Genomic DNA, 26,383 nt, shown 5'->3' on the forward strand with positions numbered 1-26,383 from the left:
CGTGAATACGTTAATTGCCTCGTTGGAAAAGGTCATTTTGCCCTTTGCCGTGAAAATTGGTAAGCAACCCCATGTTAATGCCATCAAAAACGGGTTTATCCGGTTAATGCCGCTGACGCTGACCGGTGCGATGTTCGTTCTGATCAACAACGTGTTTCTCAGCTTCGGTGAGGGATCGTTCTTCTTCTCCCTGGGAGTGCGGTTGGATGCATCCACCATTGAAACGCTGAATGGCCTGAAAAGCATCGGTGGCAGCGTGTATAACGGCACCCTGGGGATCATGTCCCTGATGACGCCCTTTTTTATCAGTATGGCGTTAGCTGAGGAAAGAAAGGTTGATCCGCTGGCAGCCGCGTTGTTGGCCGTTGCGGCCTTCATGACCGTAACGCCGTTCAGCGTGGGTGAAGCCTACGCCGTGGGGGCGAACTGGCTGGGGGGCGCCAACATCATTTCCGGTATGGTGATCGGCCTGGTGGTGGCGGAGATGTTTGCCTTTGTGGTGCGCCGCAATTGGGTGATCAGCCTGCCGGACAGTGTACCTTCTTCGGTATCACGCTCTTTCTCCGCGTTGATCCCCGGCTTTATTATCCTGTCGATTATGGGCGTGCTGGCTTACTGCCTGACGCTGTGGGGCACCAACTTCCACCAAATCATTATGGACAGCATCTCGGCTCCGCTGGCGAAAATGGGCAGCGTGGTGGGGTGGGTGTATGTGATGTTCTCCTCGCTGCTGTGGTTCTTTGGGGTGCATGGCTCGATGGCGCTGGCGGCGTTGGACAGCGGCATCATGACGCCATTCGCGCTGGAGAACGTGGAGCTTTACAACAAGTACGGTTCCGTCGAGGCGGCGGTTGCTGCGGGCAAAGAGTTCCATATGTGGGCGAAACCCTTTGTGGACTCTTACATTTACCTTGGCGGGACCGGTTCGACGCTGGGGCTGATTATCGCCATCTTTATCGCCTCACGCCGTGAAGACTATCGTCAGGTTGCCAAGCTGGCTACCCCGTCGGGCATCTTCCAGATCAATGAACCTATCCTGTTTGGTCTGCCGGTGATTATGAACCCGGTGATGTTCATTCCGTTCATCCTGGTTCAACCGGTATTGACGATTATCACCACGGTGGCCTATTACACCGGGATGATCCCGCCCATCACCAACATTGCGCCCTGGACGATGCCGGTCGGGTTGGGAGCGTTTTTCAACACCAACGGCAGCATCGTCGCCATGTTGCTGAGTTTCTTCAACCTGGGCGTTGCGACCTTGATTTACCTGCCGTTCGTAATGATTTCCAACAAGGCGCAAAGCCAGATCGATCAGGCGACCGAGAGCGAAGAAGATATCGCCAAGGCGCTGAAATTCTAACTGTCGGAATGGGGCAGCGTCTGCTGCCCCGGTTTTAGGGGCGTTTGAATGAAATATCACTTTGCTGACGATTTCTGGTGGGGAAGCGCCACGTCTGCGCCGCAGTCGGAAGGGGCCTCTGCGCGGGATGGCAAAAGCCGGAACATCTTCGATTACTGGCATGAAACCGCCCCCGAACGTTTTCATCATCAGGTGGGTCCCTCCGAGGCGTCTACGTTTTATGACAATTTCCGCGACGATATCCTGCTGTTAAAAACGCTCGGGCATAACACCTTCAGAACGTCCATCTCCTGGTCCCGGCTGATACCTGATGGTGATGGCGAAGTGAACCCCAAAGCGGTCGCCTTCTATAATGCGCTGATTGATAGCCTGTTAGCGCAGGGCATCACGCCATTTATCAATCTCTACCATTTCGATATGCCGCTGTGCATGCAGCAGAAAGGCGGCTGGGAAAGCAGGGCTGTGGTCGAAGCCTATGCTCGCTACGCCAAAACTTGCTTCACTCTGTTCGGCGACAGAGTCACCCACTGGTTCACGTTCAATGAGCCGATTGTGCCGGTTGAGGCGGGCTATCTGAACGACCTGCATTATCCGTGCGTGGTCGATTTCAAAAGGGCCGTCGTGGTGGCTTATCACAGCGTTCTGGCGCACGCCAAAGCGGTGAGTCATTTCAGGGCACTGGGTAACGAGGGCACGATAGGCATTATTTTGAACCTGAGCCCGACCTATCCCCGCTCGACCCGCCAGGAAGACCTCCTGGCGGCCAACTATGCGGATCTGTTGCTGAACAAGAGCTTCCTCGATCCAGTAACAAAAGGGCGTTATCCGCAAGAATTGGTGGATTTGCTGAAAGCCAACGGGCTGCAACCACAGACCAAGCCTGAGGATGCACAGCTGATTGCCGACGGGGTTGTGGATATCCTGGGCGTCAATTATTACCAGCCTCGCAGGGTTAAAGCGAAAGAAGGTTTTCGGACCACCGATAGGGTGACGATGCCGGAAGATCTGTTCAGCTACTATGAGATGCCGGGCCGGAAGATTAACCCGCACCGGGGCTGGGAGATCTACGAAAAAGGGCTGTATGACATTCTGATGGACCTGAAAGAAAACTACGGCAATATTCCCTGCTATATTTCAGAAAATGGCATGGGCGTAGAGGGGGAGGAAGCCTTTATCGGCGCTTCCGGCCGGGTGGAGGATGACTATCGCATTGACTTTATACGCGATCATCTCAAATGGTTGCATCAGGCGCTGGCAGAGGGGTCTCAGTGCAAAGGGTATCACTTATGGACCTTTATTGACTGTTGGTCCTGGCTCAATGCCTATAAGAATCGCTACGGACTAGTCAGGCTGGATAGGGAAAACCAACGGCGCACGCTTAAAAAGAGCGGCTACTGGTTTGCCGAAACGGCCAGACAAAACGGTTTCGACTAATGGGAGCGTATGCGGTGACTGATAATCAGGTTTCGCTGAATGCGAACGACGTTAAGCTGATTCGGGAGCAGGATTTTTTTAACTGCAAAGACTTTCATCTGTTTATCTATAACAAGGTGGAGAGCGCGACCGGGCTGCATCAGCATGACTACTATGAGTTCACCATTGTCCTGAGCGGTAAATGCTATCAGGAGATCAACGGCAAGCGGGTGCTGTTGGAGCGGGGAGACTTTGTTTTTATCCCTATCGGCTCACGTCACCAAAGCTTTTACGAGTTTGGCGCCGCGAAAATTTTCAACGTGGCGGTCGGCAAGGTCTTCTTTGAGGAGCATTACCTGCAGCTTTTACCGCGCTGTTTTGTCGCCTCGCAGGCCTATAGCCTCAAGAACGAGTTTTTGGCCTATATCGAGTCGGTGGTCGGCTCACCGCAGTTTCGCGAAGATGACTTTGCCGAGTTCCTGGAAACGCTGACTTTTTATATCGTCAGCCGTATCCGTCATTACAAGGAAGAGTGCGGCGAAGGCGATGACATTCCCCAATGGCTGAGGAACACGCTGGCGGGCATGCATGATAAAGCGATGTTTGGCGAAAAGGCGCTACTGAATATGGTTGAGCTGTCGGGGAAAACGCAGGAATACCTGACCCGGGCGATGCGGCGTTACTACCATAAAACGCCGATGCAGGTGATTAATGAAATCCGCATCAATTTCGCCAAAACGCAGCTTGAGGTGACGAACTATTCCGTGTCGGATATTGCCTTCGATTCAGGCTACGGTGACGTGAGCCTGTTTATTAAAAACTTTAAAAGACTCACCGAAGTCACCCCAGGTAATTACCGAAAAAAGTTCTACGGCCCTATTTAGGGCCGCTCCCGATAAGCATTAACGCCGATATTCCGAATACCTTTCAGGCCACTCATAGCCTGATGAAATAAGTTTCTTTGTAGACGTGAAGGGGACCTGCCGTACCAGACGGACGGCTTCCCCTTGCCAAAAATTTGTTAAATGGATGCCAAAATGGAAAAGTTACTGATAGTGAACGCCGACGATTTTGGCCTGAGCAAGGGCCAGAACTACGGCATTATCGAGGCGTTTCACTATGGGGTAGTCTCTTCAACTACCGCCATGGTGAATGGCGAGGATGTACACCACGCGGCGCAGTTAAACAGGATTTTTCCTGGGCTGCAGGTGGGGCTGCACTTTGTGTTGACTCATGGGCGCCCCTTGACCGCCATGCCGTCATTGGTCAATGAGCGGGGGGAATTGGGTAAGTGGCTGTGGGAAAGGGCCGAGTCTGCAATGTTGGATTTGGACGAAATCTACAATGAGCTGGTGGGGCAGTACGACAAGTTTACGGCCGTTTTCGGTAAAGCGCCGACTCATATCGACAGCCACCATCATGCGCACATGCTGCCGCAGATCTATCCGTTGGTGGAAGCCTTCGCTCAGTCCAAATCCATTCCGCTGCGTATTGACCGCCAGGCAGTGGATCGACAAGGCATTCCGTTGCGTTGTGATCGCAGCACCGAGTGGTTTGATTCGGGTTTTTATGGCGAGGCTATATCCGAAGCCCTGTTTTTGCAGGTGCTTGACCGGGCCGACGAACGTGGCGTCGGCTCAGTAGAGTTGATGTGCCACCCGGCATTCCTGGATAAGACCCTGTTGGAGAGCAAATACTGCTATCCGCGGCTTGCGGAGGTGGAGGTATTGACCGCGTCAGGCATTAAAAACGCGATTGCGGAGCGCGGTTACCGCCTGGGATCCTTCCTGGATCTGTGATACGCGGATACCGGCTCCAAGAAGGGGCCGATGATTAAAGCATCGAGTGGGCCTTTTTCAACCCCGTATCTTCATCGGGGTCTGCGCCCTGCGGGATGGGCTCCTCCGCTGCCGGTGTTTCGCTGGGTTGATCATCTACCGGATCCGGTGCGGCCTCCGGAGGCGGCATGGTATCGTGGATGATCTGCTCATCGAAGGTTGGGTTCAGTGCCGGGGAAAGCGGCGAACTGGTCAGACTGTCCGGCAGGGGAATATGCGGTAACGGCGCATCCTGCACAAACTGCGATTCGTCTTCTTTTACCGTACGGCTAAAGGCCACCAACAGCACGCCGCAAAGCGAGAAGAACGCATACAGAATGTTGCCGCCCAGGGGCTGAATCAGCGCACCGACCGCCAGTGGCCCGATGCTGGTGCCGACGCCGAATGCCATCAGCAAACAGGCTGCCAACGATACGCGTCGCTCAGGTTCGATCAGATCGTTCGCCAATGCCACGACCAGTGGATACAGCGTGAATTGCAGCATGCTGACGATAAACCCCACCACCAGCAGCACCGGAAAATCAATGTGTGGCACCAGAGCCAGCGGCAGCGCCGCCACGATCAGTAAAATGGCATTGATGCGCATCAACAGCGTACGGTTATAGTGATCTGACAGCCAACTGAGCGGGAACTGCGCCACCAGCCCGGCAAAGATGGAGATCGCCATAAACAGGCCGGTTTGTTGGGTAGTTAGCGCCTGCATGCTGGCGTAGACCGGCGCCAGCCCATAGAAAGAGCCGACGACCATGCCGATCACCAGCGTGGTCGCCAGTACCTTGGGAATGGCGCCGATAAAATAGCGCAGTTCCATTGGCGCCGGTGACATATGACGCGCATTGGTGCGGGTGGTGAGGGCGATTGGCACCAGACAGAGTGCAAAACACAGTGCGATCACCAACAAAGTGGTGATGCCGAGATTGGTCTGCAGCATCAGAACCACCTGGCCCAGCGACATGCCCAGGTAGGTGGCCGCCATGTAGAAACCGAAAACCCTACCGCGCTGATTGGATTCCGATTGGTCGTTCAGCCAACTCTCCAGCACCATAAACTGGCACATCATGCACAGGCCGATAATCAGGCGCAGCACCACCCAGGCCGGAATGTATTCCGTCAGGCCGTGCCCCAGCACTGCGGCGGTAATGATGCCGGCGCAGGAGACGTAAGCGCGGATATGGCCGACGCGGGCAATCAGGAAATGACCGACTTTACCGCCGATCACCAGGCCGATGTAGTTGGCGGCGATAATCGCGCCGATCAGCGCGCCGGTGACGTGGATTGAGGTTAAGCGCAGGGAGATGTAAGTGGTGAGCAACCCTGAACCCAGCAACATCAGCAGGGTGGTGGTATACAACGGAAAGAAGACGCCTAACGTTTTTTTCACTCTATCATCCTAATCTTTTGTCCTGGTTTGCCTGGGGCCAGCCATGCCGGCAGCATAGACAGCCCTGTGAGATCCCTCATCTGGAAACGCCTCTCGTAACCCGCGCGTTACATTTGATACTAGCAGTTTGACCCACGGCTTAACACTGCCTCTCCTGCGAAGCACTGCGCATTTATGTCATCGCGCCGTCGGCCAGGTATTGATAAGTGCTACTATCGGGCGCATATACCTGATTCGCTATGGAGGGATTATGAGTGAAAATCAGCTGCGGGAACTCAGCATTGCCGTAGGGGAAAAACTGAAGGCCAAAGGTCTGTGGATCACCTGTGCGGAATCCTGTACCGGCGGCGGCATCGCCAAAGCCATTACTGACATTGCCGGCAGCTCCGCCTACTTCGATCGTGGGTTCGTCACCTACAGCAACGCGGCGAAACACGAGTTGCTGGGCGTGGCTGAAGCGACTCTTGCCGCTCACGGTGCCGTGAGCGAGGAAGTGGTTCGCGAGATGGCGCAGGGGGCATTACACGCGGCGCAGGCCAGCCTGGCGCTGTCGGTCAGCGGCATTGCCGGCCCGGACGGCGGCAGTGTGGAAAAACCGGTGGGTACCGTATGGTTTGGTTTCGCCGAACGCTCTGGGCAGGTGTTGGCGCACAAGATGCAATTTGCCGGCGATCGTGATGCAGTGCGGCTTCAGGCGACGATCTTCGCGCTGCAAACCGCACTTGACGAATTTTTGTAAAATTAGGCTTGATACTGTATGACCATACAGTATAATTAGCGACATTTCCTGCACAACATACATTCCGTGGCAGTGTGGGGTAACACCGGCATTGCGAAACGAAGGAGCAAAAATGGCTATTGATGAGAACAAGCAAAAGGCGTTAGCTGCGGCACTGGGCCAGATTGAGAAACAGTTCGGCAAAGGCTCCATCATGCGTCTGGGTGAAGACCGTTCTATGGATGTAGAAACGATCTCCACCGGCTCACTGTCACTCGATATCGCACTGGGTGCGGGCGGCCTGCCAATGGGCCGTATCGTTGAAATTTATGGCCCGGAATCCTCCGGTAAAACCACTCTGACGCTGCAGGTTATCGCTGCCGCACAGCGCGAAGGCAAAACTTGCGCATTTATCGATGCCGAGCACGCGCTGGACCCGATTTATGCCAAAAAACTGGGCGTCGATATCGACAACCTGCTGTGTTCCCAGCCGGACACCGGTGAGCAGGCTCTGGAAATTTGTGATGCCTTGACCCGTTCTGGTGCGGTTGACGTGATCATCGTTGACTCCGTAGCGGCGTTGACGCCAAAAGCGGAAATTGAAGGTGAAATCGGTGACTCACACATGGGCCTTGCGGCACGTATGATGAGCCAGGCGATGCGTAAGCTGGCCGGTAACCTGAAAAACGCCAACACGCTGCTGATCTTCATCAACCAGATCCGTATGAAAATCGGTGTCATGTTCGGTAACCCGGAAACCACCACCGGCGGTAACGCACTGAAATTCTATGCCTCCGTTCGTCTGGATATCCGCCGTATCGGTGCGGTTAAAGAAGGCGATGAAGTGGTGGGCAGTGAAACCCGCGTTAAAGTGGTGAAAAACAAAATCGCTGCGCCATTCAAGCAGGCTGAGTTCCAAATTCTGTACGGTGAAGGCATCAACAGCCGCGGTGAACTGGTCGATCTGGGCGTTAAGCACAAGATGATCGAGAAAGCCGGCGCCTGGTATAGTTACAACGGCGATAAAATCGGTCAGGGCAAGGCGAATGCCTGCAACTTCCTGAAAGAAAACCCGGCTGTTGCCGCTGAGTTGGACAAAAAACTGCGCGATCTGCTGTTGCACAGCAACGGTGAACTGGTTACTGCTACCAATGAAAGCTTCGATGATGGCGAAGCTGAAACCAGCGAAGAGTTTTAATCGCTGTTGAGGCTGGTGCGTGCCGTTTAGGCCGCACCAGCGTCGATTAAATCAGGCTTGAATAATGAATGATTTGCTGAGCCGCGCAATGCGCCTGCTGTCGCAACGCGATCATAGTGAAGCTGAACTGCGCCGCAAACTTGCGGCGCAGCCATTTATGGCGAAAGCCAGATTCGGCTCCAAGACCCCCAGCCCCTCTGCGCCTCCTCCTGAAGAACCCGTAGATCCCGCCGTTATCGAACAGGTTATTGCCTATTGTTACCAGCACAACTGGCTGGACGATCAACGCTTTGCCCGCAGTTATATCGGCAGTCGCAGCCGTAAAGGCTACGGCGCGCAGCGCATTCGCTCGGAATTGATGCAAAAGGGCGTGGATAAAGAGCTGACTCAGACTGCGCTGGCAGACTGTGATATCGACTGGTGTGAACAAGCCAAACTGGTGGCGCAGCGTAAATTTGGCGACGAGCTGCCAACGGACTGGAAAGAGAAAGCCAAAGTGCAGCGTTATCTGCTCTATCGGGGCTTCTTTCAGGAAGAAATTCAGTCAATTTACCGTGATTTTGCGCAATGAGCGCACACGGGGTTTTACTTCCCTCTGAAGAAAATTTATCTTATCCCCACTTTTTGTTCGTGAGCCAGATGCCATCGTCAGGATGCCGCGCTCTTGCTCACGTGTCGTTATTCTAGCCTTTCCGGGAAAATTATGAGCAAGAGCACCGCTGAGATCCGTCAAGCGTTTCTCGATTTCTTTCATAGTAAAGGCCACCAGGTTGTAGCGAGCAGCTCCCTGGTACCTAACAATGATCCGACATTGTTGTTTACCAATGCCGGCATGAACCAATTTAAAGATGTTTTCCTGGGGCTGGACAAGCGTGCCTATTCCCGCGCCACTACCTCACAGCGTTGCGTGCGTGCGGGCGGTAAGCATAACGATCTGGAGAACGTCGGTTATACCGCGCGTCACCATACGTTCTTTGAAATGCTGGGCAACTTCAGCTTCGGCGACTATTTCAAACACGATGCCATCAGCTACGCATGGGAACTGTTGACCGGCGAAAACTGGTTTAACCTGCCGAAAGAAAGGCTGTGGGTGACCGTCTATGAAACCGATGACGAAGCCTTCGATATCTGGCAGAAGCAGATTGGCGTACCGGCGGAACGCATTATCCGTATCGGCGACAACAAGGGGGCGGCCTTCGCGTCCGACAACTTCTGGCAAATGGGCGATACCGGCCCATGTGGCCCGTGCACCGAGATCTTCTACGATCACGGTGATCACATCTGGGGTGGCCCGCCAGGCAGCGCGGAAGAGGATGGCGATCGTTACATCGAGATCTGGAACATCGTTTTCATGCAGTTCAACCGTCAATCTGACGGCACTATGTTGCCTCTGCCAAAACCTTCGGTAGATACCGGTATGGGCCTGGAGCGCATTGCCGCGGTGCTGCAGCATGTGAACTCCAACTATGAAATCGATCTGTTCAGCAAGCTGATTACCGCTGTGGCGGAAGTGACCGGCGCGGTTGATTTGGATAACAAATCCCTGCGTGTTATCGCCGACCATATCCGTTCCTGTGCCTTCCTGGTGTCAGACGGCGTAATGCCGTCAAGCGAAGGCCGCGGCTACGTGCTGCGTCGCATCATCCGTCGCGCTATCCGCCATGGCAACATGCTGGGCGCGAAAGAGAGCTTCTTCTATAAACTGGTTGCGCCGCTGATCGAAGTCATGGGTCCGGCAGCCGACGAATTGAAGCGTCAGCAATCGCTGGTTGAGAAAGTGTTGAAAACCGAAGAAGACCAGTTTGCCCGTACGTTGGAGCGTGGTCTGGCGTTGTTGGATGAAGAGCTGGCCAATCTGCAGGGCGATACCCTGGATGGAGAAGCCGCCTTCCGCCTGTATGACACTTACGGTTTCCCGGTCGATTTAACCGCAGACGTGTGCCGTGAGCGCGGTTTGAAAGTGGATGAAGCCGGCTTCGAACAAGCTATGGAAGCGCAGCGCCGCCGTGCGCGCGAGTCCAGCGGCTTCTGTGCCGACTACAACAGCATGATCCGCGTTGATGGCGCCAGTCAGTTCAGCGGGTATGACCACGAAGAACAGCAGGCTACAGTGACGGCGTTGTTCCGCGATGGCCAGCCGGTGGATGAGATCCACGCGGGCGAAGAGGCTGTTGTCGTACTGGATGAAACGCCATTCTACGGTGAGTCAGGTGGTCAGGTTGGTGACAAAGGCGTGCTGAAAGCCGCCGGCGCGGACTTTGTGGTTAGCGATACGCAGAAATACGGCCAGGCTATCGGGCATCAGGGCAAGTTGTCCCATGGCGTGCTGAAGGTGAAGGATCGCGTCGATGCGCAGATTGATATCGCCCGCCGTAACCGTATTCGTTTGAACCACTCGGCTACCCACCTGCTGCATGCCGCATTGCGTCAGACGCTGGGTGAGCACGTGGCGCAGAAAGGCTCGCTGGTTAACGATAAATATCTGCGTTTTGATTTCTCGCATTTTGAAGCGATGAAACCGGAACAAATCCGCGTTGTGGAAGATTTGGTTAACCAGCAGGTGCGTCGTAACCTGCCGGTGCAAACCGAAGTGATGGCGCTGGACGATGCCAAAGAGAAGGGCGCGATGGCGCTGTTTGGCGAGAAGTACGACGACAGCGTACGTGTACTGACCATGGGTGACTTCTCTACCGAACTGTGTGGCGGTACTCACGCCAGCCGTACCGGTGATATTGGCCTGTTCCGCATTCTGACCGAATCAGGTACCGCAGCGGGTATTCGCCGTATTGAAGCCGTAACCGGCGAGGGCGCGATTGCGACCCTTCATCAGCAAAACGATCTGTTACAGGACGTTGCGCAGTTGGTGAAAGGTGACAATAGCAACCTGACGGACAAGGTGCGTGCGGTGCTGGATCGTACTCGCGCACTGGAGAAAGAGTTGCAGCAGTTGAAAGATCAGCAGGCTGCGCAGGAAAGCGCTTCGTTGTCCAGCCAGGCGAAAAAAGTCAATGGCGTGCAGCTGTTGGTCAGCCAGCTTGATAGCGTTGAGGCGAAAATGCTGCGGACCATGGTTGACGATCTTAAAAATCAGCTGGGTTCCGCAATTATCGTGCTGGCCACTACGGCTGACGATAAGGTTAGCCTGATTGCCGGCGTGACCAAAGATTTGACCGACCGGGTGAAAGCCGGCGAGTTGATCGGTCACGTAGCGCAGCAGGTTGGCGGCAAAGGGGGTGGGCGCCCCGACATGGCGCAGGCCGGGGGTACCGATGTCAGTGCCCTGCCTGCGGCCTTAAACAGCGTAGAGGCCTGGGTGGCTTCGAAACTGTGAATATAAATAAATAGCACTTATAAACGCCATAACTCATTGCTGATTATGGCGTTTTTAGCCTGTGCTAACACAATTTAGTTACAATTCCGGGAACAAAGTTTTTCAGGTCGGCTAAACTTATTATTATCTGAGGTGAGACCAAGCCTGCTTACACTTATTGTGGGTTAGATGGCTTACGTTTTCGCAGCATATGATGGATAATGACGGGGAAACTGAGAGACCCGACTCTTTTAATCTTTCAAGGAGCAAAGAATGTTAATTCTGACTCGTCGAGTTGGTGAAACCCTCATGATTGGCGATGAGGTCACTGTCACAGTGTTAGGGGTCAAGGGCAACCAGGTTCGTATTGGTGTGAATGCCCCTAAAGAGGTGTCAGTGCACCGCGAAGAAATCTATCAGCGCATTCAGGCAGAGAAGTCTCAACAGACGACCTTCTGATTTCGAAGCAGCGTCTCGTTGCTTGGCGAGACGCTACTGAGCTTTTTTGTGCCCATTATTATCCTTTCCCGCTTTCTTCTTCTCATTTCCCGATTGCAGCCATTCGCTTTGTTTGCGGTTTTACCCTGGTTGCCTGTTGATAAAACACTCCTTTTGCCGTGAAATTGCCCATGTTGAGCGTGAATTGCTCAAACGCACGTGAGTTGGGAAAAATTGTTTGACTTAAAAGTCGGAGAAAGTAATATGTGCGCCACGCAGTGCCGATGAGCTTCTCTAAAGCAAGTTAGGCACAATTCGAAAGAAGCGTATGGTGAGGTGGCCGAGAGGCTGAAGGCGCTCCCCTGCTAAGGGAGTATGCGGTCAAAAGCTGCATCCGGGGTTCGAATCCCCGCCTCACCGCCATTTGCATCCATAGCTCAGCTGGATAGAGTACTCGGCTACGAACCGAGCGGTCGGAGGTTCGAATCCTCCTGGATGCACCATATTTTGCAGTATGGTGGGGTAGTAAAACGTACCATACGGTATCAAAAAAGAATTCCTGTGCATCCATAGCTCAGCTGGATAGAGTACTCGGCTACGAACCGAGCGGTCGGAGGTTCGAATCCTCCTGGATGCACCATCTAAGAAAAACCCGCTTTGGCGGGTTTTTCGCTTTTCCGGCTTTGGCAAAATACTTTCAGCACTTCTCTTCTCACCGGACTTTTCCCAGAGCACATTCCGCCATTACGCGATCAGCGACAACCTTCCGGCTTTACGCTAAAGTAGTTTTCTTTCCTCAACGATCATGGAGTAACGATGTACGACCGCTATCAGGGTCTGATCTTCGACATGGACGGCACTATCCTTGATACCGAGCCGACGCACCGTAAAGCGTGGCACGAGGTGTTGGCCCGTTACGGTATGACGTTTGATGAAGCGGCTATGGTGGCGCTGAACGGTTCTCCGAGCTGGCACATTGCCCAGTCGATTATTACCCGCCATCAGGCCGATCTCGATCCCCATCAACTGGCTGCGGAGAAAACCCGTGCGGTGGAAACTATGCTGCTGGATACCGTGCGCCCATTGCCGCTGATTGAGGTAGTCAAAGCCTATCACGGCCGTCGTCCAATGGCGGTTGGCACCGGCAGCGAACACCGTATGGCGGAGTCTTTGCTACGCCATTTGGGCCTGTTCCACTGTTTTGATGCGATCGTGGGTGCCGATGACGTACTGCGGCACAAGCCCGAACCCGATACTTTCCTGCGTTGCGCCGAGCTGATGGGTGTGCCGCCGGAAAAATGCGTGGTGTTTGAAGACGCAGATTTCGGTATTCAGGCGGCGAAAAGCGCCAATATGGCTGTCGTAGACGTTCGCACGCTTTGAGTAGTACGCTGGCGGTTATGTCGTTATTCGGCAGCAGCTTCCTCAGTGCGACGCTGCTGCCGGGAAATTCAGAGATTGTTTTGGTTGCCTTGCTGACCAACAGCCGTGCCTCACCGGAATTACTGGTGTTGGCCGCGACGTTGGGGAATACGCTCGGTGGGTTGACCAATGTCATTATAGGACGCTTGTTGCCGGCGTTGAAACCGCAGCGGGGGCTGGAGACGGCGCTCGGGTGGATGAAACGCTTTGGCCCGGCTGCGCTGTTGCTCAGTTGGGTGCCGGTAGTGGGCGATTTGTTGTGCGTGTTGGCAGGTTGGCTGCGCATGCCCTGGGGCCCTGTAGCGCTGTTTCTGTGTATCGGAAAGGCGCTGCGTTACATCATTTTGACTATGATAACGTTACAGGGAATGGCCTGGTGGCATTAACGAAGTGAATATAACTCAATATTCACTCGGGTGCAGATTCAGTATGCTTACGAGTTATTGTTTTTAGAAGCGGGAGGTCAATTTGATCCCGGACGTATCACAGGCGCTTTCTTGGTTGGAAGCCCATCCCCATGCATTAAAAGGTATTCGTCGCGGCATTGAGCGTGAAACGCTGCGTGTCACTGCGGACGGAAAACTGGCGACAACCGGACATCCGGAAAAGTTGGGGGCGGCATTAACGCACCATTGGATTACTACAGACTTTGCCGAGGCGCTGTTAGAGTTTATTACGCCGGTTGACGATAACCTCGACCATCTGTTGACGTTCCTGCGTGATATCCATCGTCACGTGGCGCGTAATCTGGGTGATGAACGCATGTGGCCGCTCAGCATGCCGTGCTTTATTGAAGCCGAGCAAGACATTGAGCTGGCGCAGTTCGGTTCGTCGAATATTGGCCGCATGAAAACGCTGTACCGTGAAGGATTGAAAAATCGCTACGGTGCGTTGATGCAGACCATTTCCGGCGTGCATTACAATTTCTCGCTGCCGCTGGAGTTCTGGCAGGCATGGGCCGGCGTAAAAGACGCAGAAAGCGGTAAAGAGCAGATTTCGGCGGGCTACTTCCGCTTGATCCGCAATTACTACCGTTTTGGCTGGGTGATCCCGTATTTGTTCGGCGCGTCGCCGGCGATCTGTTCCTCGTTCCTGAAAGGGCGTGAAACCGCATTGCCGTTCGAGCGTACTGAACAGGGGATGTGCTATCTGCCGTATGCCACTTCGCTGCGATTGAGCGACCTGGGCTACACCAATAAATCTCAGAGCAATCTGGGCATTACCTTCAACGATCTGCAAAGTTATGTCGCCGGTCTGAAGCGGGCGATTGTCACGCCTTCTGAAGAGTTCGCCGAATTGGGTGTAAAGGACGGCGATCGTTACCTGCAATTGAACAGTAACGTGCTGCAGATTGAAAATGAACTGTATGCGCCGATCCGGCCGAAGCGCGTGACCAAAAGCGGTGAGACGCCGTCAGATGCGCTGCTGCGCGGCGGTATCGAATATATCGAAGTTCGTTCGCTGGACATCAACCCGTTCTCGCCAATCGGCGTGGATGCGGTGCAGGCGCGCTTCCTGGACCTGTTCCTGGTGTGGTGTGTGCTGGCCGATGCGCCAGAGATGAACAGTGATGAATTGCTGTGCACGCGCAAAAACTGGAATCGGGTGATCCTCGAAGGACGCAAGCCTGGCCAAACCATCGGTATGGGCTGTGATGACAGCCGTGAACCGCTGGAGAAAGTCGGTAAGGCGTTGTTTGACGATCTGCGACGCGTGGCGGAGGTGCTGGATAGCGAAGCCGGCGATCGCCAGTATCAGCAAGTTTGCGATGAACTGGTTGCGGCGTTTGACGATCCGGAGCTGACGTTCTCTGCTCGAATCCTGAAAGCGATGAAGGAAGAGGGAACAGGCCGTGTGGGCTTGCAATTGGCAGAGCAGTACCGTCAGATGCTGATGGAAGAGCCGTTGGAAATTCTGACCGAAGCCGATCTGGCGAAGGAACAGGAAGCCTCATGGCAGCGTCAACGCAACATAGAAGCCAGCGATACGCTAAGCTTTGAAGAGTTCCTGAAGCAACACGGCGGGGGCTGAAAAAGAAAAAGGCCACATCAATGTGGCCAAATATGCATCTCTGATGACAGGGATGATGATAACAAATGCGCGTCTTTCACATACTCAGACTCGCTGGGTTGGAAAAGGTTTCCTGGTTAGTTAAAAAAGTTTCGAAATAAATACTCTTTCACGAGGAGGTAACGAAATGCCACTGCTGGATAGCTTCACCGTAGACCATACCCGCATGGCAGCCCCGGCTGTCCGCGTCGCGAAAACCATGAAAACTCCTCATGGCGATACCATCACCGTGTTCGATCTGCGCTTCTGTCGGCCGAACCTGGAAGTGATGCCAGAACGCGGCATTCATACGCTGGAACACCTGTTTGCCGGCTTTATGCGCGATCATCTGAACGGCCAGGGCGTTGAGATTATCGATATCTCCCCGATGGGATGCCGCACCGGTTTCTACATGAGTCTGATCGGCGTGCCGGAAGAGCAGCGCGTTGCCGATGCGTGGAAAGCGGCGATGTCCGACGTGCTGAAAGTGACTGACCAGCGCAAAATTCCTGAGCTGAATGAGTTCCAGTGCGGGACTTATCACATGCACTCTTTGGAAGAGGCGCAGGAAATCGCCAAGCACATTCTTGATCACGACGTGGTAGTGAACCACAACGAAGAGCTGGCGCTGCCGAAAGAAAAGCTGCAGGAACTGCATATCTAGTTCACAGCCGCAGGCTACGGCGATAAAAAAAAGACGCGAGGTTCGCGTCTTTTCTCTTTCTGGTGGGTAAGTCAGCGCTGTTGAACGCTGGATTGCAGCGACTTTATCGGTGTGACCCGCACCTGTTTTATCATATTGTCTTGCACGTCGAGGATATCGACGTCGTAGTGACTTACGCGCACACGGGTACCGATCTCGGGGATCTCTTCCAACTCTTCCAGCAGCATGCCGTTAATGGTGCGAGCTTCGGTGGCCGGCAGTGTCCAGTTGAACGCCTTGTTTAACTCGCGCACGTTGGCAGTACCGTCTATCAGTACGGAGCCGTCGCTCTGCGGATTAACTTCCTCCGCCAGCGTGGGTGACATGGAGGTCGTGAAATCGCCTACGATCTCCTCCAGAATATCTTCCACCGTTACCAGCCCCTGAATATCACCGTACTCGTCCACCACGATGCCGACTTTCTCTTTATTCCGCTGGAATTTGACCAGTTGGACATTGAGCGGCGTACCTTCAGGCACGTAGTAAATTTCGTCAGCGGCGCGCAGCAAATTCTCTTTGTTAAACTCTTTCTTCTCGGTCATCAGCCGGTAAGCTTCACGCACCCGCAGCATACCGATGGCGTCATCCAGCGAGCTGCGATACAGCACGATGCGGCCGTGCGGCGAGTGGGTAAGCTGGCGCATGATCGACTTCCAGTCGTCGTTGACGTCGATACCGACGATTTCGTTGCGCGGTACCATGATGTCATCGACCGTCACCTTTTCCAGGTCCAGTACCGAGATCAGCATGTCTTGATTGCGGCGGGAAATCTGCGAGTGGGATTCATTGACGATGGTGCGCAGCTCGTCCTTGCTCACCGCATCGCTGACGCGCACGTTGGTGCGAATGCCGAACACGCGCAATATCAGCGTGGTGATGCCATTGAGCAGCCACACTAGCGGGAACATCACCTTCTGCAGAGGTGCCAGTAAAAAGCTGCTGGGGAAGGCGATACGTTCCGGGTACAGCGCCGCGAAGGTTTTTGGCAGCACTTCGGCGAACAACAGCACGGCGAACGTCAATACGCCGGTAGCGATGGCTACGCCGAGGTCGCCATACAGGCGCATGCCGACGATGGTCCCCAGTGCCGACGCGAGAATGTTTACCAGATTATTGCCGATCAACACCAGGCCAATCAGGCGATCCGGTTTTTGCAGCAATTTCTCGACCCGGCGGGCAGAGCGGCTACCCTGCTTGGCGAGATGACGGAGACGATAGCGGTTGAGCGTCATCATGCCGGTTTCGGATGCTGAGAAGTAAGCGGAGACCACAATCATGATCACCAGAATAATGATCAGGGTCCCTGTCGAAACGTGCTCCAACGCGGTATTCCTTATATAAGGGAAAAGAGGGCCTGAGGCGGCTTAGCGCACCATGACTTGTTGAATCAGACGGCTGCCGAAGTAGGCCAGCGTCAGCAAGAAAGCGCCGGCAAAGCTGAACCAAACGACGCGGCGTCCGCGCCAACCTTCATGATAATGGCCCCACAGCAGAACGATGTACACAAACCAGGCCATAATGGACAGCACGGCTTTATGAACGTTCTCTTTACTGAACAGGTTATCCATATAAAGCAGACCGGTGCACAGTGTGAGCGTGAGCAGCACTACGCCGATCTGGGTGATGTGGAACATTTTGCGTTCGATACTCATCAGCGGCGGCATGTCGGCACTGAAGGACAGCTTTTTGTTTTTTAGCAGGTAGTCCAACCAGGCAAGCTGCAGCGCATACAGTGCGGCAATAATCAGCGTAGCGTAAGAGAACAGCGCCAGACCTATATGCACCATCAGCTCCGGGCTGGCTTCCAGATGGGTGATGAACTCGCCCGGCATAAAGCTGGCGAAGGCCAGATTGATCATCGCGAAGCTATAAACGATGGGCAGCAAGAACCAGCCGCGATTGCGCGAAGCGACAAAGGTCATGATCGAACAAATGATCAGGCTGACGATGGAACCGATGTTCAGCAGGCTGAGATTTTGCCCGGCGCTGACGTCAAAGATACGTTGCTGCAGTGCGATGGCATGGCAAATTAGCGCCACCACCGCCGAGACGATAGCAAGCCGACGGTATGCGCTGTTCTTCCGCAACAAGCTGGGAATAATCAGTCCAAGGCTGAGCAGGTAGGCCATCAAAGCCACAATGGAGAAAACTGGCATAGCGTTTAATTTTGCTTCGGCATGGTTAATTGGATTGCCAGTATAGCGTTGAGCGCGTTCCACTCCAACCGATCTCCAACGCTGAGGCAGAGATCCTGTACGCTTCGTGTTATCATCGCCGCAATTGTGTCGCCAAAGCGGCCTGTCATTACACGTTGAGCATGAGACGATGTTTGAAAATTTAACCGATCGATTGTCGCGCACACTGCGCAATATCAGCGGCCGTGGGCGGCTGACCGAAGAGAATATCAAGGAAACCCTGCGTGAAGTGCGCATGGCGTTGCTGGAAGCGGACGTTGCGCTGCCGGTAGTGCGCGACTTTATCAACCGCGTCAAAGAGAGTGCGGTGGGGCATGAAGTCAACAAGAGCCTGACGCCGGGGCAAGAATTCGTCAAGATCGTCAAGAGCGAGCTGATTGCCGCGATGGGCGAAGTGAATACCGAGCTGAATCTGGCGGCGCAGCCACCGGCCGTGGTGCTGATGGCGGGCCTGCAAGGTGCCGGTAAAACCACCAGCGTCGCCAAGCTCGGCAAATTCCTGAAAGAAAAACAGAAGAAAAAAGTGTTGGTGGTTTCCGCGGACGTTTACCGTCCTGCGGCGATCAGGCAGTTGGAAACGTTGGCGGAAGGCGTCGGCATCGATTTCTTCCCGTCGGATGTCAAAGAAAAGCCGATCGACATCGTTAACCGTGCATTGCAGCAGGCCAAGCTGAAATTCTACGACGTGCTGATCGTCGATACCGCCGGCCGTTTGCACGTAGACGAAGCGATGATGGACGAGATCAAACAGGTGCACGCGGCGATCAAGCCGGTGGAAACCCTGTTTGTGGTCGATGCCATGACCGGTCAGGATGCCGCCAATACGGCCAAGGCCTTTAACGAGGCGCTGCCGCTGACCGGTGTAGTGCTGACCAAGGTCGACGGCGACGCGCGTGGCGGTGCCGCGCTGTCTATCCGTCACATCACCGGCAAGCCGATCAAGTTCCTCGGTGTGGGCGAGAAGACCGATGCGCTGGAGCCATTCCATCCAGACCGCGTAGCGTCACGTATTCTCGGCATGGGCGATGTGCTGTCGCTGATCGAAGATATCGAAAGCAAGGTTGACCGCGAGCAAGCGGAAAAACTGGCTAACAAGCTGAAGAAGGGCGACGGTTTCGATCTGACCGACTTCCTGGAGCAGTTGAAGCAGATGCGTAACATGGGCGGCATGGCGAACATGCTGAGCAAATTGCCCGGTGCCGGCCAACTGCCGGACAATGTGAAATCGCAGATGGACGATAAAGTGCTGGTGCGCATGGAGGCGATCATCAACTCGATGACGTTGAAAGAGCGCGCCAAACCGGAAATCATCAAAGGCTCGCGCAAACGTCGTATCGCGATGGGCTCCGGCATGCAGGTGCAAGATGTTAACCGCTTGTTAAAGCAGTTCGACGACATGCAGCGCATGATGAAGAAGATGAAGAAAGGCGGGATGGCGAAGATGATGCGCGGCATGAAAGGTATGATGCCGCCGGGCTTCCCAGGTCGCTGACAGGCGCTTGCCCCCTGGGGTGAGCGTGTTTAAGCATTTGCCGTTTGCGGCAAAAACCGCCCGAAATAGTGCTGGCCGAAAAAAGTTGTTGACGGTGATCTACGCTTTAGATTGCTTTTTGCGCCAAAATGAGTAAAATTTTCGGGCTTTTTATATTGCAACCGGGCCCCGTTCCCTCAATGGGGCCCGGCTGTTTTATTAACTAAAGAGGATGTTATGGTAACAATTCGTTTGGCACGTGGCGGCGCTAAAAAGCGTCCGTTCTATCAAGTAGTAGTGACCGACAGCCGCAATGCTCGTGATGGTCGCTTCATCGAGCGCGTAGGCTTCTTCAACCCGATCGCATCTGGTCAGGCTGAAGCACTGCGTCTGGACCTGGACCGCATCGAACATTGGGTCGGCCTGGGTGCAACCGTTTCTGATCGCGTTCACGCGCTGATCAAAGACGCTAAGAAAGCAGCTTAATCTGTCGCGGTGGTGGCAATGAGCAAGCAACTCAAACCGGTAGCACCGATCGCGCCGATTGTACTCGGTAAAATGGGGTCTACTTACGGCATCCGTGGTTGGCTCAGAGTATTTTCATCCACCGAGAATGCCGAAAGCATTTTTGACTATCAGCCCTGGTTTATCCAGCAGGCGGGTCAATGGCAGCTTGTCGAGTTGGAAGACTGGAAGCGCCACAGTCAGGACCTGATCATCAAAGTCAAAGGCGTTGACGATCGGGATGCTGCGAATCTACTGACCAATCGCGAGATTGTCGTGGATTCCGAACAACTTCCCGAGCTGGAAGGTGATGATTACTACTGGAAAGACCTTATGGGTTGCCAGGTAGTCACTACCACCGGCTACGAGCTGGGTAAAGTCGTCGATATGATGGAAACCGGTTCGAATGACGTGATGGTTGTGAAAGCTAACCTGAAGGATGCGTTCGGCATGAAGGAGCGGTTGGTCCCGTTTCTTCATGGGCAGGTTATCAAGAAAGTCGATCTCACTGCTCGCGTGATTGAGGCAGATTGGGATCCTGGTTTTTGACCTCCGAATTAAACGGTCGAAACAAGTGGAATAACGGTATGGGGATTGGCTTGTGTTCATTGGTATTGTAAGCCTGTTTCCTGAGATGTTCCGCGCGATCACCGATTACGGGGTGACTAGCCGGGCAGTAAAAAATGGCCTGCTGAGCGTGCAGTGTTGGAGTCCGCGTGACTTCACCTACGACCGGCATCGTACCGTGGACGATCGCCCTTATGGCGGCGGCCCGGGAATGCTGATGATGGTGCAACCCTTGCGGGAAGCTATTCATGCAGCAAAAGCAGCGGCAGGCGAGGGAGCAAAGGTGATTTATCTGTCACCTCAGGGGCGCAAGCTGGATCAAACCGGCGTGTGCGAACTGGCGGCCAACTCGAAGATGATTCTGGTTTGTGGCCGTTATGAAGGGATAGACGAGCGCGTAATCCAAACCGAAATTGATGAAGAATGGTCAATCGGCGATTATGTCCTCAGCGGCGGGGAACTGCCGGCAATGACCCTGATCGATTCTGTCGCCCGCTTTATACCGGGTGTACTGGGCCATCAGGCTTCAGCAGAAGAGGATTCTTTTGCCGATGGATTGCTGGACTGCCCGCACTATACCCGTCCTGAGGTGTTGGAAGGGATGGAGGTTCCGCCGGTTTTACTGTCGGGCAACCATGCCGAGATACGTCGCTGGCGCTTAAAGCAGTCGCTGGGCCGTACCTGGCTTAGAAGACCTGAACTTCTGGAAAGCCTAGCTCTGACTGACGAGCAAGCGGTGTTGCTGGCTGAGTTCCAACGGGAACATCAGGCCAAGCAGCAGGACTATGAAGGGAACGTCTGAGCATCTGGCTCGACGGGACCGATATATCAGTTTACCTAGGGTAAGAGACATATTATGAGCAACATTATTAAGCAAATTGAACAAGAGCAGATGAAGCAAGACGTACCTGCATTCCGTCCGGGTGATTCCGTGGAAGTGAAGGTATGGGTCGTTGAAGGTAGCAAAAAACGTCTGCAGGCATTCGAGGGCGTGGTTATCGCTATCCGTAACCGCGGTCTGCACTCTGCATTCACTGTTCGTAAGATTTCCAACGGCGAAGGTGTTGAGCGTGTATTCCAGACTCACTCCCCAGTAATCGACAGCATTACTGTTAAACGTCGTGGTGCCGTTCGTAAAGCCAAACTGTACTATCTGCGTGAGCGTACTGGTAAGTCTGCTCGTATCAAAGAGCGTCTGAACCGCGTCGGCTAACGCTGCATCCAAAAGTTAATAGCTATGAAGGGGTTGGCAATATGCCAACCCCTTTTTTTATGTTTATTGTTTTTGAGTTGCATATGCAAGATTTTATTTCGCAAAGACGATATTCAGGTTGTATTTGGAAGGCATAAAAAAGCCTGCTGTCGCAGGCTATGCATTAGAGTGCGGCAGCGCGCTGTTTGCCTTTTTCCGTGTGCGGCTGAGCCGGAATGATATCACCGGGCTTTACGATCACCCGCGCGACGGACTCGTGCGTGGCAAAGGTGCAGCTGCAGTTAATGTTCTGGCATTGATGATAGCGCTCCTTGGTCGACTCGCTCAGGTAGCGGCTGGAGCGAGTGTGGGCCACGTTACCGCATAGTGGACAGTGCATCATAGTTGAATCCCCCTTTCGACTGCATCAAGTTATGTGACTTATAATAACCTATTAACTTGCAAAAGCAAGTTAATATGATGAAAGAGATCTCAGGTTTCTTTAGTGGCGATATCGATCCCCTCAATGTAGACATTGAGCTCCAGGTTGCTGAAGAAGCCACCGTTGCTTAAGGTGTGACTGACTTTATTTACCACCCAGAGCTGTCGATCGATAGCTTCTTTGAAACCGAATACCTTGACGGGCGTCTCCGGGAACAAATCGGGTTGGCCGGTAGCCAGAGTGATGCTGAAGGTGGCTATTCCCCTTTGCAACTGTTCAAACAACGATTTTGCCGCCCGCATGGCAGTTTCTTTGTCACTGAAGATCTTGGCAATGTGATAGACCTGTTTTTCCTTACCGACCATATAGCTGTTGGTATGCTGCTGTTCGGTTGTGGCATGGTTACTTGGCCTGGCAGCGGGATGCTGGGTGACGCGGGCATTTTCCAAGCGATTTGTTCGCTCAATTTGTACGCTGCTGCTTGCCCGTTCAGGCTGTTCGGTATTTAGCCAGCTGGCGCTGACCCCGGTGTAACTGCCGCGATCTTTTAGTTCAAAGCGATGGCTGTCTCCGTCGTTGCGGGTCAGTGTTTTAAACGGGTTTGGTTCTCCCCGAGGGCTGCGGCCGTATCCGGGGCGGATAAACTGCAGGCGTTGGTATTTGACGGTCACCCGGGCACTGTTTGCCAGAGCCAGTCGGGAAAGGAACTGAACGTCAGTTTCATCCGTTTGGTCGACATGTGGGATTCGGGTTGCCGCCAGCTCATTGCTCAAATAGGGTTCGCGCAGCCCATTACGGGTTGAGATTTGTTGCACTATTTCGCCAAAGGTTGCATTTGAATAGGACTGGGTGCGGGATTCGTTCAGTGAGCCGCGAAAATCGATGCTGCGCGCCGTGATCATGATCATGTCAGGGGCACCTGAATGGACGACGGTATCGACGATGAATTTTCCTTGGCCAACCAGCGCCGAGTTCTCCCACCCCAGGAACAGTTCTAGAATGGCTCCCCTTGTGGGCAGGGCCATCAGGCCATCGCTGTCGTCCAGGGAAATACTCAATTGGTCCGCGCTCAGGCCACCGTTATCCACCATATTCAGTGAAATAAGCCTGTTACGGATATCGCTGGTAATATCTTTGTCAGCCAGAGTCAGGATAAAATCGGGAGCTGGCTTGGCCCCCATTGGTTGAAATACATCGGCGATCATAATGAAATCCCCGTCGCTTTTTGCGCTTTATTCAACAGATCGCCGGCTTGCTGACGTAAATCGCCGAACATGGCATACAGCGACTCATCCACACGCTTCAAAGTAATGCTGAAGTTGATTTCGCGAGGCTGACCGTTGGCAAAAAACTGTTTGTTGTCCTGCGTGATTTTTTCGATCACAAACATGCCGTAAATAGTGCCGGTACCTTCGATAAGTGGCCAGGCCCGTCCTTGTTCTGCCATGGTTTGCAGGGCGAGCAACGAAAGTCGACCACCGGTCAGTTCAGGCAGCAACTGTCCGCTCAGGGTGATTGTTTCTGTGTCCATCCCCAGAAACTGAGCACTGGGCCGTTGGCCTACGCGGCTCCCTGTCGGCCAACGATAGCTCAACTGGCGGTTCATGCTTTGGTAGGGTAGGGTACGTAACATAAATACGAACAACCCCAATGTTAGCATCATGAGTCTGGCTCCTTATGTAAGCGCATAAGCGCTGAGGTTTTGATTACGGCGGGTATTCTCGACGTCCATCATGGCGGTACGGACGATGTGCTCCATTTCCTCACGCGTACTCCCCGCAGGTACACTGATGGCGACGTTATTGGTCAGCACGCTGTGATCGGTAACGACAGGGCCACTCGTTGGGCGAACGGCACGATAGTTTTCGTTCCCCAGACTCAACACACCGCCGCTGGGAGAAAGGCTGCTGTCGTATTCTGGTGAAGTAGGATCCGCTTTTTCATTGCCAAACCACCCGATGGCTTTATCGATAAACCCCCTCGCCTTACCTATTAAGCCGATGAGTTGGTTAAGCGCATCGCCGGGCAACCTAAAGGCCCAGACCAGCCATTCACCCAGCTTCTTTCCGTAAGCTGCAGCGGTGTCCAGTTCTTCTTGCGTGCTTTTGATTGGTGTCAACAAAGCCTTGAACCAGTCGTATACTGGCCTTAACGTATCCATCACGCTGTTGAAAGCGGCAATAACTGGAGAAAATGCATCGCTGATCGGCCCCATAGCCGCGCTGAAACTTTCTGCTACTCCCCCCATAAAGGCACTTATAGGCTCCCAATATTTATAAATTAAAGCGGCACCGCCGATAATGGCCGCCACTACGGCGACGATCGGCAGGCTGAGAGCGGCAAAGGCACCGGCAATAACCGTACCAACGGAGGTAAATACGCTGCCCAGCAGGCCAGCACCGGCCATCAACATGTTGATGGCACTCAATGCCGGGACGATAAAGGTGCCAATAGTCGACAGGCCGCCAAGCAGTGCGGTAATGGCAATACCTACCGTCATTAAGCTGTTGGCCAATGCGGGGTTTTCTGTCGACCATTGAGCGAGGGTGTTTAACCAGCCGGTCGCGGTCTGCGTCAGCTGACGCAGGGACGAGTCTTGGCCGGTAAACAGATCGATGCGGATACTGTCCCATGAGGCGAAAAGCTTCTTGATATCGCCATCCAGATTGTCGCCCCTGACGGTGACGATAGCCTGAGCGGCACCGTCTACTTTCCCCAGGCTACGCCCCTGAGGCGCCAATTGCGCGGCGGTTTGCTCCAGCCCCATGCCGTTCTTTAGGGCTGCCGGAGCGGCGGCCTGCATTTTTTTATCGAGATCGGAAAGGCTCAACTGATAACTGCTGCTGGCCTTGGCCATCACATCGGCGATGTTTTCCGCCTGATCGGCAGGCAGTTGAAAAGCCTGCTGGATGCCCGACAGCGCTTTTACTGCTTCATCAATGCTGCTACCACTAGCCTTGGCCAGGTTCAGCGCGGCGGGAACGGCAGCCAGAACGTCTTGTGGGTTATAGCCGGCGCTCGCCAGAGCGGATTGAGCCTGAGTGACATCCTGTGCGGATTGCCCCTTGGCTGCTCTGCTGGTCGCCTGCTGACGCAGGGCGATCAGCCGTTGATCGCCGCTATCTAATCCCAGCTGCGCTTGTACTCCGGACATTTGTTGTTCAAACTTTATCCCCGGTAGCAGTAATTTTTTACCGGTGTCGAAGGCTTTGTTGGCCAGGCCAAAGCCTTGCGAACTGACGTCGCGAATTTTTCCAATTCCATTCTGACGGGTTTGAAAATCATCAAGTACCTCAGTGCGTCTTTGTTGACGCAGTTTTTGGCCGGTACTGCGATGATGGTTAATATAACTTTGAGTCACGTCCGATTTTTTTTTGGCTTGTTGTTGGGCTCCGACTAAATCCGCAGTATCTATTCCTTTTGCCTGTAGTTGTCGTTCAAGCCGGTTTTGTTGGAATGACGCGATGGCGCCACGGGCCTTTTGCACAACGTAATTCAGATTAACTTGTTGTGTTGTTTCGATATCCTCGGGCGAAGATAGAAATTTGGGCAAGGTGTTACGGGTATTTTTAATCTCCTCGAGTTTCTGGAATATATCTGACTGTGCTTCTTTTATTTTCAGTAACTGGGTTAACTGAGAATAATTCTTCTGCTCTAACCTCCGCTTTTTGCTGAGGTTTCGGACTGCGGCGTCCTCTTTCGCCAACGCCTCTTTGCTGTCGGTATTACTCATCTGTATTTACTCCGCTGCGTTGCAGCGCCCTGTGGCGCCAGCCTATTAGCTCTGTCAACGTCATGCCGCTCATCTCCGATGGCGGCCAATGAAAAATCACTGCGATGTCCGCCATCAGATCGTCCACGGTCAGAACGGGGTCGATGTTTATTCGGCCGATTTCGGCGACAAAAAACCGATCACCTGGCCGGCCAGTGCAATCAGGTCCGGCAGTTCCAGGCGCGCACACTCTTCCTTGGTCAGATTCGGATAGGTGACGCGCGGCAGGATGGTGATCAGGGCGTCAACGTCTGCGTTGGCCAGGGCCGCCAAACCGATGCCACGCAGGCTGCCGGCATTGGGTTTGGTGACTTGAACTTCGCGGATTTCGCTATCGCCACGCTTGATCGGGGTTTCCAGTACAACGGTATTTTCTGGGGATGCATTCAGTTCCATGGGATTTCCAA

27 protein-coding genes and 3 tRNA genes are annotated in these 26,383 nt (G+C 53.8%); 21 read left to right on the plus strand and 9 right to left on the minus strand.

All coding sequences use genetic code 11. From position 1 onward, the window contains the following. The first annotated feature begins 1 nt into the window (after position 1). The 4 genes from chbC to chbG all read left to right on the plus strand — a co-directional run bounded on the left by chbC (position 2) and on the right by chbG (position 4,575). Positions 2 to 1,363 (plus strand): PTS N,N'-diacetylchitobiose transporter subunit IIC, encoded by a 1,362-nt coding sequence (gene chbC, locus SPL01S_RS08235; protein WP_013811541.1) that lies wholly within the window; start codon positions 2 to 4, stop codon positions 1,361 to 1,363. Positions 1,364 to 1,411: 48 nt separating this feature from the next. Then, a complete protein-coding gene (gmuD, locus tag SPL01S_RS08240; RefSeq protein ID WP_063198779.1) occupies positions 1,412 to 2,797 on the plus strand; it encodes a 6-phospho-beta-glucosidase GmuD in 1,386 nt (461 codons plus the stop codon). Further along, entirely contained in the window at positions 2,797 to 3,660 is an 864-nt protein-coding gene (chbR, locus tag SPL01S_RS08245) for a transcriptional regulator ChbR (RefSeq protein ID WP_062869668.1), read from the plus strand. Before gmuD ends, chbR begins: the two co-directional genes overlap by 1 nt. 153 nt (positions 3,661 to 3,813) lie before the next feature. Next, on the plus strand, positions 3,814 to 4,575 hold the full coding sequence (gene chbG, locus SPL01S_RS08250; RefSeq protein ID WP_063198781.1) for a chitin disaccharide deacetylase: 762 nt from the start codon (positions 3,814 to 3,816) through the stop codon (positions 4,573 to 4,575). 34 nt (positions 4,576 to 4,609) lie between these two features. Here chbG and SPL01S_RS08255 read toward each other — a convergent pair whose 3' ends face one another. Next, positions 4,610 to 5,995: an MFS transporter gene (locus tag SPL01S_RS08255; protein WP_063198784.1), complete on the minus strand. Its 1,386-nt coding sequence runs from the start codon at positions 5,993 to 5,995 to the stop codon at positions 4,610 to 4,612. Between the two features lie 250 nt (positions 5,996 to 6,245). On the opposite strand from SPL01S_RS08255, the gene pncC reads away from it, so the two are divergent. The 12 genes from pncC to luxS all read left to right on the plus strand — a co-directional run bounded on the left by pncC (position 6,246) and on the right by luxS (position 15,794). Then, complete coding sequence (pncC, locus tag SPL01S_RS08260; protein ID WP_063198786.1) at positions 6,246 to 6,734, plus strand: nicotinamide-nucleotide amidase; 489 nt, start codon at positions 6,246 to 6,248, stop codon at positions 6,732 to 6,734. Positions 6,735 to 6,846: 112 nt separating this feature from the next. Beyond that, the gene (gene recA / locus SPL01S_RS08265; RefSeq protein ID WP_004950320.1) at positions 6,847 to 7,911 is read left to right on the plus strand and encodes a recombinase RecA; all 1,065 of its coding nucleotides are present in this window, start codon (positions 6,847 to 6,849) and stop codon (positions 7,909 to 7,911) included. Positions 7,912 to 7,975: 64 nt separating this feature from the next. Beyond that, complete coding sequence (gene recX / locus SPL01S_RS08270; protein WP_004950322.1) at positions 7,976 to 8,482, plus strand: recombination regulator RecX; 507 nt, start codon at positions 7,976 to 7,978, stop codon at positions 8,480 to 8,482. A 132-nt stretch (positions 8,483 to 8,614) separates the two neighbouring features. Then, the gene (gene alaS, locus SPL01S_RS08275) at positions 8,615 to 11,242 is read left to right on the plus strand and encodes an alanine--tRNA ligase (protein ID WP_063198788.1); all 2,628 of its coding nucleotides are present in this window, start codon (positions 8,615 to 8,617) and stop codon (positions 11,240 to 11,242) included. A gap of 252 nt (positions 11,243 to 11,494) precedes the next feature. Further along, entirely contained in the window at positions 11,495 to 11,680 is a 186-nt protein-coding gene (gene csrA, locus SPL01S_RS08280) for a carbon storage regulator CsrA (protein ID WP_004950328.1), read from the plus strand. Positions 11,681 to 11,989: 309 nt separating this feature from the next. Further along, positions 11,990 to 12,082: transfer RNA gene (locus SPL01S_RS08285), tRNA-Ser, on the plus strand. 3 nt (positions 12,083 to 12,085) lie between these two features. Beyond that, positions 12,086 to 12,162, plus strand: a tRNA-Arg gene (locus SPL01S_RS08290). A gap of 60 nt (positions 12,163 to 12,222) precedes the next feature. After that, positions 12,223 to 12,299: transfer RNA gene (locus SPL01S_RS08295), tRNA-Arg, on the plus strand. A gap of 176 nt (positions 12,300 to 12,475) precedes the next feature. Continuing rightward, positions 12,476 to 13,042: a fructose-1-phosphate/6-phosphogluconate phosphatase gene (gene yqaB, locus SPL01S_RS08300; RefSeq protein WP_063198791.1), complete on the plus strand. Its 567-nt coding sequence runs from the start codon at positions 12,476 to 12,478 to the stop codon at positions 13,040 to 13,042. Continuing rightward, a complete protein-coding gene (locus tag SPL01S_RS08305; protein WP_041416753.1) occupies positions 13,039 to 13,467 on the plus strand; it encodes a YqaA family protein in 429 nt (142 codons plus the stop codon). Before yqaB ends, SPL01S_RS08305 begins: the two co-directional genes overlap by 4 nt. Before the next feature lie 82 nt (positions 13,468 to 13,549). After that, positions 13,550 to 15,112: a glutamate--cysteine ligase gene (gene gshA / locus SPL01S_RS08310; protein ID WP_013811549.1), complete on the plus strand. Its 1,563-nt coding sequence runs from the start codon at positions 13,550 to 13,552 to the stop codon at positions 15,110 to 15,112. A gap of 166 nt (positions 15,113 to 15,278) precedes the next feature. Continuing rightward, a complete protein-coding gene (gene luxS / locus SPL01S_RS08315) occupies positions 15,279 to 15,794 on the plus strand; it encodes an S-ribosylhomocysteine lyase (protein ID WP_004950350.1) in 516 nt (171 codons plus the stop codon). Positions 15,795 to 15,865: 71 nt separating this feature from the next. Here luxS and SPL01S_RS08320 read toward each other — a convergent pair whose 3' ends face one another. Further along, entirely contained in the window at positions 15,866 to 17,155 is a 1,290-nt protein-coding gene (locus SPL01S_RS08320) for an HlyC/CorC family transporter (RefSeq protein WP_004950356.1), read from the minus strand. A 42-nt stretch (positions 17,156 to 17,197) separates the two neighbouring features. Continuing rightward, the gene (locus tag SPL01S_RS08325; protein WP_006323686.1) at positions 17,198 to 17,989 is read right to left on the minus strand and encodes a cytochrome C assembly family protein; all 792 of its coding nucleotides are present in this window, start codon (positions 17,987 to 17,989) and stop codon (positions 17,198 to 17,200) included. 169 nt (positions 17,990 to 18,158) lie between these two features. On the opposite strand from SPL01S_RS08325, the gene ffh reads away from it, so the two are divergent. The 5 genes from ffh to rplS all read left to right on the plus strand — a co-directional run bounded on the left by ffh (position 18,159) and on the right by rplS (position 21,783). Beyond that, the gene (ffh, locus tag SPL01S_RS08330) at positions 18,159 to 19,520 is read left to right on the plus strand and encodes a signal recognition particle protein (protein ID WP_062869673.1); all 1,362 of its coding nucleotides are present in this window, start codon (positions 18,159 to 18,161) and stop codon (positions 19,518 to 19,520) included. Positions 19,521 to 19,736: 216 nt separating this feature from the next. After that, entirely contained in the window at positions 19,737 to 19,985 is a 249-nt protein-coding gene (gene rpsP, locus SPL01S_RS08335; RefSeq protein ID WP_004932501.1) for a 30S ribosomal protein S16, read from the plus strand. Positions 19,986 to 20,003: 18 nt separating this feature from the next. Next, the gene (rimM, locus tag SPL01S_RS08340) at positions 20,004 to 20,552 is read left to right on the plus strand and encodes a ribosome maturation factor RimM (RefSeq protein ID WP_004950368.1); all 549 of its coding nucleotides are present in this window, start codon (positions 20,004 to 20,006) and stop codon (positions 20,550 to 20,552) included. A gap of 52 nt (positions 20,553 to 20,604) precedes the next feature. Beyond that, positions 20,605 to 21,372 (plus strand): tRNA (guanosine(37)-N1)-methyltransferase TrmD, encoded by a 768-nt coding sequence (trmD, locus tag SPL01S_RS08345; RefSeq protein WP_006323688.1) that lies wholly within the window; start codon positions 20,605 to 20,607, stop codon positions 21,370 to 21,372. 54 nt (positions 21,373 to 21,426) lie between these two features. Continuing rightward, positions 21,427 to 21,783, plus strand: coding sequence for a 50S ribosomal protein L19 (gene rplS / locus SPL01S_RS08350; protein ID WP_004950372.1), 357 nt, complete (start codon positions 21,427 to 21,429; stop codon positions 21,781 to 21,783). Positions 21,784 to 21,946: 163 nt separating this feature from the next. Here the strand turns inward: rplS and SPL01S_RS08355 are convergent, their stop codons facing one another. From SPL01S_RS08355 to SPL01S_RS08375, 6 genes are all read right to left on the minus strand, one after another. Further along, positions 21,947 to 22,165 carry an ogr/Delta-like zinc finger family protein gene (locus SPL01S_RS08355; RefSeq protein WP_013811552.1) on the minus strand — a complete coding sequence of 73 codons (219 nt, stop codon included), beginning with the start codon at positions 22,163 to 22,165 and terminating at the stop codon, positions 21,947 to 21,949. An 89-nt stretch (positions 22,166 to 22,254) separates the two neighbouring features. Beyond that, the gene (locus tag SPL01S_RS08360; protein WP_062869674.1) at positions 22,255 to 23,409 is read right to left on the minus strand and encodes a contractile injection system protein, VgrG/Pvc8 family; all 1,155 of its coding nucleotides are present in this window, start codon (positions 23,407 to 23,409) and stop codon (positions 22,255 to 22,257) included. Then, positions 23,406 to 23,867 (minus strand): phage tail protein, encoded by a 462-nt coding sequence (locus SPL01S_RS08365; RefSeq protein WP_062869675.1) that lies wholly within the window; start codon positions 23,865 to 23,867, stop codon positions 23,406 to 23,408. The genes SPL01S_RS08360 and SPL01S_RS08365 overlap by 4 nt, the downstream gene beginning before the upstream one ends. 12 nt (positions 23,868 to 23,879) lie before the next feature. Then, a complete protein-coding gene (locus SPL01S_RS08370) occupies positions 23,880 to 25,937 on the minus strand; it encodes a phage tail tape measure protein (protein WP_062869676.1) in 2,058 nt (685 codons plus the stop codon). Continuing rightward, positions 25,930 to 26,064, minus strand: a complete 135-nt coding sequence (locus SPL01S_RS24470; protein WP_013811556.1) for a GpE family phage tail protein — start codon at positions 26,062 to 26,064, stop codon at positions 25,930 to 25,932. Before SPL01S_RS24470 ends, SPL01S_RS08370 begins: the two co-directional genes overlap by 8 nt. A gap of 20 nt (positions 26,065 to 26,084) precedes the next feature. Next, a complete protein-coding gene (locus tag SPL01S_RS08375) occupies positions 26,085 to 26,372 on the minus strand; it encodes a phage tail assembly protein (RefSeq protein WP_012005306.1) in 288 nt (95 codons plus the stop codon). Positions 26,373 to 26,383 lie beyond the last annotated feature (11 nt).

Origin of the sequence: Serratia plymuthica NBRC 102599 (genome assembly GCF_001590925.1) — a bacterium.
GTDB lineage: Bacteria > Pseudomonadota > Gammaproteobacteria > Enterobacterales > Enterobacteriaceae > Serratia > Serratia plymuthica.